This window comes from Adhaeribacter aerolatus, from assembly GCF_007991635.1.
GTDB classification, from domain to species: domain Bacteria; phylum Bacteroidota; class Bacteroidia; order Cytophagales; family Hymenobacteraceae; genus Adhaeribacter; species Adhaeribacter aerolatus.
This window is the reverse complement of the sequence record NZ_BJYS01000022.1, coordinates 63551-76727: the sequence shown is the minus strand read 5'-3', so window position 1 is coordinate 76727 and position 13177 is coordinate 63551. Positions and strand designations below refer to the sequence as shown.

Here is a 13177-nt window from a genome sequence, read left to right as displayed (position 1 = left end):
CTGCAAACCAATTATCGCTTTATGTTAGTTAAAACCCGAGGCATTGTTTTAAGCTTTATTAAATACCGGGAAACCTCTATTATTGCCCGGGTTTATACCGAAGAACTGGGTTTGCAAACCTATATTGTAAATAGTGTCCGGCAAAAATCCACTACGCCCCGCATTGCGTTATTTCAGCCATTTACGTTGCTGGATATGGTGGTGTACACGTCGGCTAAAGGCGGCATTACCCGGATTTCCGAATACAAATGCAGCTACCCGTATATGTCTATTCCTTTTGATATTCGAAAGAGCAGTATGTTATTGTTTTTATCGGAAGTGGTTTCGTATACGATAAAAGAAGAAGAAGAAAACCGGCCTTTGTTCGATTACATTTACCAGGCCATGGTATATTTTGATCAGCAAACAGAAGGCTTCGAGAATTTTCACTTGATATTTTTGCTGCAGCTTTCCTTTTTTTTAGGCTTCGGGCCCACTTCCGGTGCCGACATCACCTCACAGGTAGCCTTTGCCGGTAGTCAGCAATTTATTAACGGCCGCCCCGGCATTCTGCATTTTCAGTTGTTTGAGGCGCATTTCGACAATTTGCTGCACCAGCCGGAGCAGGTACAAAACCTGAATGGTAAAGTGCGGCGGGAATTGCTGCACATCTTAATTAAATATTACCAGTTGCACGTAGAAAAGCTCGGCGAAATCCGTTCTTTAAATGTGTTGTCGGAGGTATTGGCCGAATAACAAAAGAGCCTCCTTTATACCAGGAGGCTCTTTTGTTATTCGGGACTTTATTTCTTTATATCTACCAGTTCTATCTCAAAAATAAGATCAGAACCCGGCGGTACGGTATAACCATCTTCATCCGAAAGCAGGCCTTTATCGCCGTAGCCCAGTTGGGCAGGTACAACCATTATCAGTTTAGTGCCGGTTTGCATCAGCGACAATATTTCTTCCCAAGCCGGTATTATTTCGCCACGACCCAGGCGTACTTTAAGGGGTTTTTTATCGAGCGCCGATGTATCAAAAATATGACCGTCTTTGAATTTACCGGTAAAGTTTACCCTTACCTGGGCATTTTTGGTTGGTTTAGCACCGGTACCTTGCTGCAATATTACGTATTTAATACCCGAAGCCGTTACAGTCGTATCGGTTTGGGCATAAGCAGCACTCAGGGCTAGCCACAGGCAGAAAAAAATATTCCCAATCCACTTGGCCATGCCTTCCTTATTTTACTTCCAATACCGTTATTTCGTACACCATTACATAACCATATTGGCCGTAATAGCTAACCGAACCTAACATCGAAGGAACAATAATCGTCGCTTTCTCTCCTTCTTTCAAAAGGAGTAATCCTTCGTTTAAGCCCTCGGTTAAGCCGTTGTTGCGGCCCGGGTTAGCCACCACCGTTAAGGGTTGGCCACTGTCATAGGTAGATTGTATTTTCTGCCCGTTCAGGTACCGACCAATGTAGTGAATTTTAATGGTGCTGCCTTTTTGTACCTGGGCGCCCGTACCGGGCGTTTGCGGTATGTAATAAATACCGGAGGGCTGCTTCTGCGCATTCTGGATTTTGTTTTCAGTTAAATATTCCTGAATAGAAGCTTCGTCCTGTTCTTTCTGCCGTTCTATCCGTTCGGCATACTCGTCTTTGCACGACGAGAGCAATACGCCGAACACCAACAGAAAGAGAAAATATTTGATACCGTTCATAAAAAACTTTTACCTCGCTTCGAGTAATTCAATTTCAAATATCAGGATAGTATTGGGCGCAATCTTAGGCGGGCTGCCGGTGGTGCCGTAAGCCAGGCCAGAAGGTAGGTAGAAGGTGCTTTTACCGCCCACTTTCAAAAGCGTAGTGGCAATCTGATAACCCAATATCGGGTTTCCGGGACCGGTTCTGCCGGTAATCTGAAATTGGTAGGGCGTTTTGCCATAGGATGTATCCAGCACATCGCCGGCTAAATTTAGCAGCTTGTAATCTGTTTTTACCACATGACCTGCCTGGGCCTGCACGCCGGTACCTACGTTTTGTTCTACATAGAATACGCCGGATTTTGTACTTTTGGCATTGGTAATACTATTGTCGGCCAGGTGCTGTTTTATCGCTAGCGTGTCAATTGCCAGTTGTTTATTATAAGCTTCCAACGCCTCTTGCCCCAGTTCATCAACGTTACTGTCTCCTTCCAGACAACCTGAAAGAAAAAAAGAAGAAAAGGCCAGCAGCAACCCTGTTAAAAACAAGGTGCTGCCGCGGTAGATTTTAGTTTTAGTTAAGTTGAGCATCGTTTATTATATAAAATTTATTGCGGCTGTACCGGGAATTGCGGCGCCTGCTGAGCCGGCATATCCTTCACGTCTACTAATTCTACATCGAAACGCAATACGGAATTAGCCGGAATGCCTGGACTTTCCTGTGGGCCGTAAGCCATGGTAGACGGAATCAGAAAAGTAGCTTTGCCACCTTCTTTTAACAAAGCAATACCTTCGTCCCAGCCCCGGATAACCGCGCCCTGACCTAACGGGAATTCAATTGGCTTACCATTCTTTTTAGAGGAGTCAAATTCTTTTCCGTCGAGGGTAGTGCCGGTATAATTTACCGCTACCAGTTTGCCCGGCTCAGCCTTGGTGCCATTGCCTTCCTGGGTTACAACGTAGTATAGACCCGAATTCGTCTTCTGAGGTTGCAAGCCCTTCTCTTTTATATATTTTTGAATAACCGCATCGTCGCTTTTATTCTGTTTTTCCATAAAAGACATCATGGCCGTTTGCTGATCCATCATGGCTTCCTGCTGGTCCATTACTTTCTCCGATTTAATAAAGAAAGTCAGGGTAGAGCCTTTTTCGATGAATTTAGGCAATGGTTGCTGGAAAGTTTTGGCAAAAAGCGAATCGGCATTAACTTTAAAAACACCGCTATCGCCGGGCGTAAGAGCGGCAAATGCTTCTTCTAAACCGCCTTTAAAAGACGGCTTCATTACCGGAATCCAGAAAGGCATACCTTTCTGACGGGAATCGAGCAATACCGAATCTTTAGCGGTAATGTATTTCATGTGCAGGCGCACAATCTGGCCTTCTTTGTTCAGTTTGGTAGAGTCTTTTAAACTAGGAAACTCTTTGGCCTCGTATTTACCATCTTTGGTTTGCGAAAATAGCTTGTATTCTAAGCCACTTTCCGATTTTTTAAAGCTACCGCCTTTATCGCAAGCCTGGAAAGCGAACAAGCCAGCCAGAACCGGCAATAAAAATTTAGTTTTTGTTAACATTGGGTTTTATTATTAGTTATTAGTTTTCTAAAAGTTGGTTTTTGTGTTCCGGCAGCAGACTAACAAATTTCCGCACGGTTTCGTCTAAGGGCAGGTAAGAAATACCACCGGCGGCATTGCGGTGGCCGCCGCCATCAAAATGCTGTCGGGCAAAATCGTTCACCGAGAAATTACCCACCGACCGGAAAGATATTTTTACCGCATTAACGCGGTCAATAATAACCGCGGCAAAAACTACCCCTTCCATCGATAAGGCAAAATTTACCAGACCCTCCGTATCGCCCGTTTTAGAATCGTATTCTTTCAGTTCATCGGCCGAAATAGCAATGTACGCCGTCCGGAATTCCCGTAGTACTGTCAGTTTATCTTTCAGCACGTAACCTAAAAACCGTAAACGCGATTCGGTGTGGCTATCGTATATCAGGCGGTGAATATTAGAGGTATTTACCCCAATATGAAGCAGTTCCGCTATAATCAGGTGCACGTTGCGCGAGGTGCTGGGGTGCCGGAAAGAGCCGGTGTCGGTCATAATGCCGGCGTATAAACACTCACCAATTTTAACGTCAATCAAATCCTGGTCACCCATCGCCCGGATTACCTCAAACACCAGCTCGGCCGTAGCGGCTGCCGAGGTATCCGAAAAAGAAATATCGGCAAAATCTTCGGGCTGCAGGTGGTGGTCGATGAGTACTTTGGTAGCTTGGGCCTGGCGGATATACTCGCCCATTTCGTTGATGCGGCTCAGGGCCGAAAAATCGAGGCAAAAAATAACATCTACCTGGTTAATAATTTTCTGCACCAAAGCATCACTTCCCGGCGAGTAGATAATCACATCTTCGTTGCCGGTCATCCAATTCAGAAAATCCGGATAATCGGAGGGGGTAATAACGGTTACCTGGTGTCCTTTCTTTTTCAGATAGCCAGCTAAACCAAGGGAAGAACCTAAAGCATCGGCATCGGGTTTGTGATGCGTGGTAATCAGGATCTGTTTCGGATTCTTAAGTAGCTCGGTTAGAGCAACAATATTCTGCATTTTTCGCTTAAAAAGTGCCTGTTTTATATCAGGAACAAGACACAAAATTCTGCATTATAAACTTCTAAAACAAAAAAATAATTCACTTATGGTTTTTGCTACGCCGGACCAGTGGCTTACAATTTTCTTCGGGCAGCGGTATATTATTAAAAGAATATTACTTTTGCACCGCTATTTACCGTACACAGGCTTAGCTTTTTAGCAGAAACCCTTAGCAGTTGTAATTTTTGAATAACTACTTTTGGTTTCTTTAAATAGTATATATTGCTGATACGTAGTAGTTTAATAAATAAGAAAACTTAAATAAATTTAAATCTAAACAATAGAAGCATTAAAAGATGGCTGAGAACAAAACATTTACCATGATAAAGCCCGATGCCGTGCAGGACAACCACATTGGCGGCATTATTCAAATGATGGAAGAAGGTGGTTTCCGGGTAGTAGCCCTGAAAAAAACACGCCTGACGCCCGAAAGAGCCGGTAAATTCTACGAAGTACATAAAGAGCGTCCGTTTTACAACGATTTAGTGCGCTACATGAGTTCCGGCCCGATTGTGGCTATGATTCTGGAAAAAGAAAATGCTGTAGCTGATTTCCGTAAACTAATTGGGGCTACCAACCCAGCCCAGGCCGAAGAAGGTACCATCCGGAAAAAATATGCCAAATCGGTAGAGGCCAATGCGGTACACGGTTCCGACTCTGACGAGAATGCGCAGATTGAAGGCGACTTCTTCTTTGGGGAAGACGAGCGTTTCTAAGCACAGCGAAACGTTTAAGAAGTTATAACAAGAGAGCCTGCTGGTTTAACACCGGCGGGCTCTCTTGTTTATGGTTGTGTGTAAAGCCTGCTTAGGCAGGAAAGCGCTAACCCAACTTAGCTTTGGAGGGTGCTCACTTTTTCTACATCTTCTTCTTTTTTACCCCTGAATACCCGGGCAATCCAGCGGGGCAGGAAGATAGAACCCAGCACCAGGTACAAATAATAAGTAACAATGCGGTAGAACAACAGAATTAACACCAGCAGCGATGGGCCAATAAAATCCTGGAAGAAAACCTTAAAAGTTGCCTCTACAATACCCGCCCCGCCGGGTGTAACGGCTACTAATAAAACCACTTTCCAGACAAAATTACGGGCAAAAATAAGCAGGTGCTCGTTAAACGAAAGCGGAATAAAGGCCGCAATAATGCAGCTTACCACATAATAGCGGGCTGTCCAGACGAAGGCCGTAGACACCGCCGCGTGAAACCAGTAGCGCCACGGTTTGCCTTTTATTTGCCGCGAGGCCCATACCAGTTCGTTGCCGTGTTTAAACGCTGATTGCCGCCAGCGGCGTAAAAACGGCATAGAGGTAATGCGCAGCAACAGCCGTTTTACCGACTGGGGCTTAAAGAACAAGGCATATACCATTACAAAGGCGTAAATGGCCATGAGCGCATAACTGATAATAAATACTACTTCCAGGCTGGAGCTAACCGAAAAACTAAGCCCTTCCACATCGGGAAAAATAGCGCCCTGGGTAGCTAACAGTACAATAGGAGCCACTATTAGGAAATACATATTATCGAGCATGGCCGTAACCATTACGTAGGCCAGCGACTTGCCCAGCGGAATACCTTCTTTGTTAATAATAAAAGTAGCTACGGTAGAGCCGCCCACCACCGACGGCATGACGCAGGAAGCAAATTCCCACAGCATAATTACATCAATGCTCTGGCGCCACGATAAAGCCTTTTCAGTAATGTGCCGGATGCGGTACATGTAACCGGCATCGCGCACAATTAACACGAGTACCGTAATAACTAACCAGTGTACTTTGGCATCTAAAAAGGCGCTCAGGTTAGACGCGGCCGGGTCGCGGTAAAACATATAACCCACCACCGATAACCCGATTACCACGGGTATCATAATGCGGCGGGTAGAAAAATTCTCTAAAAGCTTTTTGCGGTTCTGATCCATTTAAGCGGCTTGGTTCTCCTCAAATGGAGTAATACGGAAATTATTGAATCCATCGCTAACCCGAATGCTGATAATATTTAATTGCAGCATTTCCAGAATGGCCAGGAAGTTAAAAATAAGGCCTATTTTATCCGGAAAGGCCTCTACAATTTGTAAAAAGTCTACTTCCTGCTCGGTTGTTACGCGTTTTAAAATGTAGCCTTTCTGGTCTTCGATGGTGTAGGGGTACGTATAAACAGTGTGCTTGGGCCGGTTTTGCTCTTCTTCAAAGCGGTTCATGGCTTTTTCGTACACCCGCATTAATTTATACAGGTTTAAATCCTGGAGTTCGTAATCGAGGTTGCTTCGCTTGGCAATTAGTTGCAGCTCGTCCGGAATATTGCCCCGGGTTTCCATCATCAGCCTTCTGTCTTCCAGGCGGGCCAGATCACCTAAAACATTTTTGTATTTTTTATATTCGAGCAGGTGCTGCACCAGTTCTTTACGCGGGTCAATCTCGTTTCCCTGCTCATCTTTTTCGGTGCGGGGCAATAATAATTTGGCTTTAATGCGCATGAGCGTGGCCGCAATTAAAATAAATTCGCTGGCTACCTCAATATTTAGCTGCTCCAGTTCGGCAATATAGGCCATGAAATCGTTCGTAATTTTAAAAATTGGAATATCATGGATATCTAATTCGTCGCGCTCAATAAAAAAAAGCAGCAAATCAAAAGGTCCTTCAAAAAGCGGTAATTTTATCTCGAAACTCACAATATCAGCTTTTAGTAGGCAATGCTCCTGTTTAATCGTTCAAAATTAAGCAAAATATGCCGCAATCTTTAACTATTTATTCCGCCGGCTTCACTTACCCGGCCGGTATTCGGCTATTTTGCTTAAACCAACCGGGGCATTATTTACGACCGCTATCTATAACCAAACTATAAAACGAGCGTTTATCATATATTATAATGGCGTTAAATCTGAAAAATCTGAAAACAACCAGGGCAGGTGTAGAAAAATGGAAGTGCCGGAGACAGAAAGGAATTGGCATTTAAGCAAAGGCGCAATTGGGGTTTAACAATGATTAAATATTTTATTATTACCTTTGCCCGTTATTTCTTTAAAATATTTTATTGCATTTTTTGAACAAGGGCGAAAATTTCCTGTTCTTATTGTAAGATAACTTTCTGCTCATGATTATACAACCCGGAGAGCTTTTAGCCACCATTAACTCGCCCGCCGATTTACGCAAACTTAACCCCGAGCAATTGCTGCAGGTTTGCCAGGAACTACGGCAATATATTATTGATAATGTTTCTATTTACGGCGGTCATTTTGGAGCGAGCCTGGGGGTGGTAGAGCTTACCGTGGCGTTGCATTATATTTTTCAGACGCCCTACGACCAATTGGTTTGGGATGTGGGGCACCAGGCGTACGGACACAAAATATTGACCGGCCGGCGCGATCAGTTTCATACCAACCGCAAATACAAAGGCTTATCGGGGTTTCCTAAACGCAAAGAAAGCGAGTACGATACTTTTGGCGTAGGGCATTCTTCTACTTCTATATCGGCGGCGTTGGGTATGGCGGTGGCTTCGCAGTACAAAGGCGAGCAGGACCGGCAGCACATTGCGGTAATCGGCGATGGCGCCATGACGGGCGGTATGGCTTTTGAAGCCTTGAACCACGCCGGTGTTTCTAATGCCAATTTATTAGTAGTGCTCAACGATAATTGCATGAGCATCGACCCGAATGTGGGCGCCCTAAAAGAATATTTAACCGATATTACTACTTCCCGCACCTATAATAAGCTGCGCGACGAAGTGTGGAATGTGTTGGGTAAAATCAGTAAGTTCGGACCCAATGCCCAATTAATTGCTTCGAAAGTTGAGAGCGGCATTAAATCTGCGTTGCTGAAACAAAGCAATTTATTCGAATCGCTCAAATTCCGGTATTTTGGCCCCATTGATGGCCACGATATTAATCACCTGACTTCGGTACTGAACGATTTAAAAGGCATACCGGGACCGAAAATATTGCATTGCCTTACGGTAAAAGGTAAAGGTTTTGCCTTAGCCGAAAAAGACCAAACCAAATGGCATGCTCCCGGCACTTTCGATAAAATAACCGGCGAAATTTACAAAGTACACCACGATACGCCACAGCCACCCAAGTACCAGGATGTTTTTGGCCATACCATGGTGGAACTGGCACAACAGAACGATAAAATAATGGCCGTAACGCCGGCTATGCCGTCGGGGTGCTCTTTAAATATTATGATGGCGGCTATGCCCGACCGCGCGTTTGACGTAGGCATTGCGGAGCAGCATGCCGTTACGTTTTCAGCGGGTTTAGCTACGCAAGGGCTGATACCGTTCTGCAATATTTATTCTACGTTTATGCAGCGGGGCTACGACCAGGTAATTCACGATGTGTGTTTGCAGGATTTAAACGTGGTTTTCTGCCTCGACCGGGCCGGTTTTGCCGGTGCTGATGGGCCAACCCATCACGGTAATTACGACATTGCTTACATGCGCTGCATTCCGAATATGATTGTTTCGGCGCCTATGAACGAAGCCGAATTGCGGAATTTGATGTTTACGGCCAGCCAACCCGATATGGGACCGTTTACCATCCGGTACCCGCGCGGCGAAGGGGTGATGCCCGAATGGCGTACACCGCTGAAGCCGATAGCTGTGGGCACTGGGCGGGTGGTGCAGGAAGGCGAAGAAGTAGCTATTTTAAGCATTGGTCACATTGGCAACTACGCCGTAGAAGTCTGCAAAAACCTGAAGAAGGAAAATATTAAAATCGGCCACTACGATATGCGTTTTGCCAAACCCCTGGACGAGAAAATGCTGCACGAAATCTGCCGGAAGTACGATAAAATTATTACCCTGGAAGATGGCTGCTTGCCCGGTGGCTTTGGTAGCGCCGTATTAGAGTTTATGGCCGATAACCAATATACCAACCCGGTGAAACGCTTAGGTATTCCGGATGAAGTATTTGAACACGGTACCCAACTGGAACTACACCGCGAATGCGGCATCGACCCGAAAAGTATTGAGCTTACCGTGCGGCAATGGATTATGCAGCCTGTTAGCGTGTAAGCACAACCTCAATTTAAAAGATAAAGTAAAAAGAGCCGGTAGTTTAGCGTAACTGCCGGCTCTATTGTTTAAAACTACTATAAAGCGCATGGAAGATAAAATAAGTGCCTCGACTATTATTGATTCGGGTGGTAACGATAAAGTACTGGTATTTTTACACGGCTTTCTGGAAAGTAAAGAAATATGGCTGGAATATACTAAACCCTTGCAGCAAGATTACCGGGTAATATTATTGGATTTACCTGGCCACGGCGAGAATAATGCGCCACGCGAAAAATATTCGATGGATGACAATGCTGCTTTTGTTCAGCAAGCCTTACAGTCCTTAAATATTAAGCAGTGTATTTTAATCGGGCACTCAATGGGCGGCTACACCGCTATGGCTTTTGCTGAAAGATATCCTGAATTACTATCAGGGGTGGTTATGTTTCATTCGAGTGCGCTGCCCGATACAGAAGAGAAAAAGGAAAACCGGAATAAAACCATCGACTTTATTCAAAAGCACGGCGTAGAAAAGTTTATGGATACGTTTGTCGCGCCCTTGTTTTACGAAGGAAACCGGCAAAAGAATCAGGCGGCTATCCAGCAATTAACCGAAACCGGCAAGAAAGTAGCGCCGGAAGCTATCATCGGTACCGTTAAAGCCATGCGCGACCGCCCCGACCGGATAAAAGTACTCTCTACGATTAACTTCCCGTTCTTGTTTATCGCCGGAAAACAAGATACAGCTGTAACCCTGGAGCAGACTTTACAACAATGCCACCTACCCAAAACGGCTTACACGCTTTTCCTGGAGCAGACCGGCCACATGGGCATGTTTGAACGCCCGCACGAAACATTAGCGGCTATCAAGGGCTTTGTGTCCGGCTTATAAATTCGCATTTTGTAATTGAATAGAGTAGCTTTATTATAATGTTCTGAATAATACCAATTCCTTTTATCATTATTGCATAGGAAGGCTAAACAGGCATTATTTTAAAATTAAGGTTCTTTGTTGTCTATTCAGGACGCTTTGGTATGCTGTGGTACTTTTTCGTCCTCTTTAGCTTTCGCTGGTGCGATTTTTTCTTCTGGAAGTGTTTAACCCTTCCGCCCTCCGGGCACCTTCCCTAAATTAGGGAAGGAGTTCGGCCGAACCGGAACGTTGCGGATTAGCTTTGTTAATTAATTTTTAATAATGATTTATGCTTAGAAAACCAGCAGCTACGAAGCAGACTACAGCAGTTTGGGCAATGAGGGCCTTCTGGAAGATGCTCTTCTAAGGTTGTGGTGCTTTAGCATTCCGACGATAGGAGGAAAACAAGCTTAGACAGCCCGAATGACCAAACGGGCCCCCGCGGCCTGGAGCAAACTTAGGCTTTTAAATACAGTTAGCACCTCAGCCTTGAAAGATGCAATCTTTCAAAAGAAGAACAGAAAGAACAGGCTCTTTATATAATAACGTTTAGGAGATGTGGTATAATCCTACTATTATTTAAAGCAAAAGATCCGCAGAAAACCTATTTTGTTTAACAGGTTTTCTGCGGATTTATGTTTTAACTATTTTGCGGGAGCCAAACCCGCTAATAAGGTTATTTTGATTCCGGAACCGGGGATAATTGGTAATAATATTTTTTTAGATACTGTATAGACGCAATTATTAGTTCGTTGTCCATGCTGTTAACTTCTACGCCTTTGCCAATGCGATCCAGCAACGTAATGGTTAGTTTACCGCCCAAGTGTTCCCGGAATTCCTGTAAGCCGTGAAGCAAACTGTTCGGGTGCGAAGCATCTTCCAGGTGCTCATCCAGTTCGGGTACGTATAAATCGAAGCCCAGCGTGTGAATTACAGTTAATATTTGCTCCAGTTCATCGGCGGAAATCCGGTTGGTTAAATGCGAGTAAACCGAATCCAGGGCAATGCCCAGCGAAACAGCTTCGCCGTGCCGGATCTCGTAATTGCTTAGGGCTTCCATTTTATGCGCCGACCAATGGCCAAAATCCAATGGCCGGGAAGAACCTTGCTCAAATGGATCGCCGCCGGCAATGTGCTGCAGGTGCATTTCGGCGCAACGGTAAATTAAATATTGCATCGCCGACATGTCGCGTTGCGCCAATTTCCCGGCATTTTGCTGGATAAACCGGAAGAAAGTTTCGTCTTTGATTAAACTTACTTTAATGGCTTCGGAAATACCAGAGCGCCAATCGCGGTCATTTAGGGTGGTTAAGAAGTCAAAATCGTTTAGCACGGCATATGGCGGGGCAAAATTGCCGAGGAAGTTTTTCTTGCCGAAGGCATTTACACTGTTCTTAACGCCAATACCGGAATCGTTCTGCGACAAAACCGTGGTTGGGATGCGGATATGCCGGATGCCGCGGTGGGCAATAGAGGCCACGTAACCCACCATATCCAGCAGGGCGCCGCCGCCAATAGCTAACATATAAGAATGCCGGTCGATACCGTAATCGTTAACTGCTTCCAAAAGTTGTTGTACCAGTTCGGGCTGGTTTTTGCAACGCTCTCCGCCTGGCACCACCGTTAAATCGCCGTTCAGCGCTAATACGCCGGCGTGAGCCTGAATATAATTTTTAATATTGATTTGTAAATCCGGATGTGCCTCCTGCACCCCGCTGTCTATTACAAAAAAAAGCTTGCGGGGGCCTTCGCCGCCATCCTGAGCGATAACGTTGCGGAATAAAAGATTATCAGGATTAAACAAGCCTTCGGTAAAATGAACAATATAAGAGAACGGTACCTGAAATGTTTGTTGAATGGAGGATAATTGCATGATGAGTAATCGGCGCTAAAATATATTTCAACAGGCATGAATAACCTGCTTTTTTAGTTAACAAAATTGGGTATAAATTAAGTGCATTTATCCCTTTATATTAACTCGTAATTTAAATATTTTATTTTGAATATGCTGTATTATTTAAGTGACGGCAAATTGCTTGGCCAGAAACCGCGAAATGGGGAACAAAGCCAGAATTATTAAACCGTACCACCAGCCGGCAAAACCAGCCGCAATGGTGGCATCCAGCATGATTAAGGCAATTACCCCCGCTTTTACGGCTAACCGGATGTGGGGAGCTTCGAGGGTTTTTATAGCTTTAAGCAGGGGTGGAAAGATAAGGTAGGTAAATAAAAACAGGAAAGGCATGGCGTACAGAATTTGATATTGCTGCAGCCGCATCAGGCCCAGAATACTGCCTATCACTAAAAAGTACAAAAATAAAGCACCCAGTAATATTCTTTTATCACCACCGTGTACTTCGCCGCGGCTGATAATGGTAATGGCCGAAATATAGACGATCGGGATTAAAGCCAAATACCAGTAAACCGAAACCGCCGCCGGCACGGCACTGATACCTAAAAGCAAATTACCACCCCGGCAGGCACCCATATTAATAGGGCCCAGAATAGAATGATGCTTGCCAATGGCATCATACACCAAGGCCAGGATAGCTACCAAAACGGCCAGCGAACCGCTCAGAACGGATACCTGGAAAGCTGCCGCTATGCCGAATATTAACAAAGCCGCTCCCAGAACCGTAGCGCTTAACCGGGTGGCCGCGCCGCTGGGGATGGGCCGCTCCGGCCGTTCTACCCGGTCTAGGTCTGCATCGAAAACATCGTTAAAAACCACGCCGCCGCCGTACAAGCCTATGGTGGCGGCTATGAGCCAGTACAAAAGCTGTAGTTGGGGATGAGCTGCCGAAAATCCGCCTTGCTGCATCAGGAGGGTAACGGAGCCCGAGGCAGCAAAGCCCAGCATAATATCGGCGATGGCGGTTATAATATTAGCCGGCCGCATTAATACCAGGTGTGCGTAAATTCGGTTCATGTTAGGGGCTTTGCCAG

At 45.2% G+C, this 13177-nt stretch carries 13 protein-coding genes; 4 read left to right on the top strand and 9 right to left on the bottom strand.

The features are described from left to right. Nucleotides 1–21 precede the first annotated feature (21 nt). Complete coding sequence (gene recO / locus AAE02nite_RS15080) at nucleotides 22–735, top strand: DNA repair protein RecO (protein WP_146899047.1); 714 nt, start codon at nucleotides 22–24, stop codon at nucleotides 733–735. A 47-nt stretch (nucleotides 736–782) separates the two neighbouring features. On the opposite strand, the gene AAE02nite_RS15075 is transcribed toward recO, so the two are convergent. Genes AAE02nite_RS15075 through AAE02nite_RS15055 form a run of 5 tightly spaced genes read right to left on the bottom strand, consistent with a single transcriptional unit; the run spans nucleotide 783 to nucleotide 4290 of the window. Continuing rightward, nucleotides 783–1211, bottom strand: a complete 429-nt coding sequence (locus AAE02nite_RS15075) for an FKBP-type peptidyl-prolyl cis-trans isomerase (protein WP_146899043.1) — start codon at nucleotides 1209–1211, stop codon at nucleotides 783–785. Nucleotides 1212–1218: 7 nt separating this feature from the next. Continuing rightward, nucleotides 1219–1704 carry an FKBP-type peptidyl-prolyl cis-trans isomerase gene (locus AAE02nite_RS15070; RefSeq protein WP_146899040.1) on the bottom strand — a complete coding sequence of 162 codons (486 nt, stop codon included), beginning with the start codon at nucleotides 1702–1704 and terminating at the stop codon, nucleotides 1219–1221. 9 nt (nucleotides 1705–1713) lie between these two features. Then, nucleotides 1714–2277, bottom strand: coding sequence for an FKBP-type peptidyl-prolyl cis-trans isomerase (locus AAE02nite_RS15065; protein WP_146899037.1), 564 nt, complete (start codon nucleotides 2275–2277; stop codon nucleotides 1714–1716). Nucleotides 2278–2294: 17 nt separating this feature from the next. Further along, on the bottom strand, nucleotides 2295–3257 hold the full coding sequence (locus AAE02nite_RS15060) for an FKBP-type peptidyl-prolyl cis-trans isomerase (protein WP_146899034.1): 963 nt from the start codon (nucleotides 3255–3257) through the stop codon (nucleotides 2295–2297). A 19-nt stretch (nucleotides 3258–3276) separates the two neighbouring features. Then, nucleotides 3277–4290, bottom strand: coding sequence for a DHH family phosphoesterase (locus AAE02nite_RS15055; protein WP_146899031.1), 1014 nt, complete (start codon nucleotides 4288–4290; stop codon nucleotides 3277–3279). A 338-nt stretch (nucleotides 4291–4628) separates the two neighbouring features. Between AAE02nite_RS15055 and AAE02nite_RS15050 the strand changes: the two genes are divergently transcribed. Beyond that, the gene (locus AAE02nite_RS15050) at nucleotides 4629–5048 is read left to right on the top strand and encodes a nucleoside-diphosphate kinase (protein ID WP_146899028.1); all 420 of its coding nucleotides are present in this window, start codon (nucleotides 4629–4631) and stop codon (nucleotides 5046–5048) included. A gap of 116 nt (nucleotides 5049–5164) precedes the next feature. Here AAE02nite_RS15050 and AAE02nite_RS15045 read toward each other — a convergent pair whose 3' ends face one another. Beyond that, nucleotides 5165–6247, bottom strand: a complete 1083-nt coding sequence (locus tag AAE02nite_RS15045; RefSeq protein WP_146899025.1) for a lysylphosphatidylglycerol synthase transmembrane domain-containing protein — start codon at nucleotides 6245–6247, stop codon at nucleotides 5165–5167. Then, entirely contained in the window at nucleotides 6248–6997 is a 750-nt protein-coding gene (locus tag AAE02nite_RS15040; protein WP_146899022.1) for a segregation and condensation protein A, read from the bottom strand. It lies immediately after the preceding gene. 422 nt (nucleotides 6998–7419) lie between these two features. Between AAE02nite_RS15040 and dxs the strand changes: the two genes are divergently transcribed. Together dxs and AAE02nite_RS15030 are read left to right on the top strand one after the other, a co-directional pair. Further along, complete coding sequence (gene dxs, locus AAE02nite_RS15035) at nucleotides 7420–9336, top strand: 1-deoxy-D-xylulose-5-phosphate synthase (protein ID WP_146899019.1); 1917 nt, start codon at nucleotides 7420–7422, stop codon at nucleotides 9334–9336. Between the two features lie 88 nt (nucleotides 9337–9424). Beyond that, complete coding sequence (locus tag AAE02nite_RS15030; RefSeq protein ID WP_146899015.1) at nucleotides 9425–10210, top strand: alpha/beta fold hydrolase; 786 nt, start codon at nucleotides 9425–9427, stop codon at nucleotides 10208–10210. 697 nt (nucleotides 10211–10907) lie between these two features. Here AAE02nite_RS15030 and AAE02nite_RS15025 read toward each other — a convergent pair. Beyond that, nucleotides 10908–12104 carry a 3-dehydroquinate synthase gene (locus AAE02nite_RS15025; protein WP_146899012.1) on the bottom strand — a complete coding sequence of 399 codons (1197 nt, stop codon included), beginning with the start codon at nucleotides 12102–12104 and terminating at the stop codon, nucleotides 10908–10910. A gap of 144 nt (nucleotides 12105–12248) precedes the next feature. After that, nucleotides 12249–13160 carry a UbiA-like protein EboC gene (eboC, locus tag AAE02nite_RS15020; RefSeq protein WP_146899009.1) on the bottom strand — a complete coding sequence of 304 codons (912 nt, stop codon included), beginning with the start codon at nucleotides 13158–13160 and terminating at the stop codon, nucleotides 12249–12251. Nucleotides 13161–13177: the final 17 nt, after the last annotated feature.

Excerpts from the sequence above, each read along its gene's own strand:
- recO (WP_146899047.1), top strand. The coding sequence starts at position 22 with ATGTTAGTTAAAACCCGAGGCATTGTTTTAAGCTTTATTAAATACCGG.
- AAE02nite_RS15075 (WP_146899043.1), bottom strand. The coding sequence starts at position 1,211 with ATGGCCAAGTGGATTGGGAATATTTTTTTCTGCCTGTGGCTAGCCCTG.
- AAE02nite_RS15070 (WP_146899040.1), bottom strand. The coding sequence starts at position 1,704 with ATGAACGGTATCAAATATTTTCTCTTTCTGTTGGTGTTCGGCGTATTG.
- AAE02nite_RS15065 (WP_146899037.1), bottom strand. The coding sequence starts at position 2,277 with ATGCTCAACTTAACTAAAACTAAAATCTACCGCGGCAGCACCTTGTTT.
- AAE02nite_RS15060 (WP_146899034.1), bottom strand. The coding sequence starts at position 3,257 with ATGTTAACAAAAACTAAATTTTTATTGCCGGTTCTGGCTGGCTTGTTC.
- AAE02nite_RS15055 (WP_146899031.1), bottom strand. The coding sequence starts at position 4,290 with ATGCAGAATATTGTTGCTCTAACCGAGCTACTTAAGAATCCGAAACAG.
- AAE02nite_RS15050 (WP_146899028.1), top strand. The coding sequence starts at position 4,629 with ATGGCTGAGAACAAAACATTTACCATGATAAAGCCCGATGCCGTGCAG.
- AAE02nite_RS15045 (WP_146899025.1), bottom strand. The coding sequence starts at position 6,247 with ATGGATCAGAACCGCAAAAAGCTTTTAGAGAATTTTTCTACCCGCCGC.
- dxs (WP_146899019.1), top strand. The coding sequence starts at position 7,420 with ATGATTATACAACCCGGAGAGCTTTTAGCCACCATTAACTCGCCCGCC.
- AAE02nite_RS15030 (WP_146899015.1), top strand. The coding sequence starts at position 9,425 with ATGGAAGATAAAATAAGTGCCTCGACTATTATTGATTCGGGTGGTAAC.
- AAE02nite_RS15025 (WP_146899012.1), bottom strand. The coding sequence starts at position 12,104 with ATGCAATTATCCTCCATTCAACAAACATTTCAGGTACCGTTCTCTTAT.
- eboC (WP_146899009.1), bottom strand. The coding sequence starts at position 13,160 with ATGAACCGAATTTACGCACACCTGGTATTAATGCGGCCGGCTAATATT.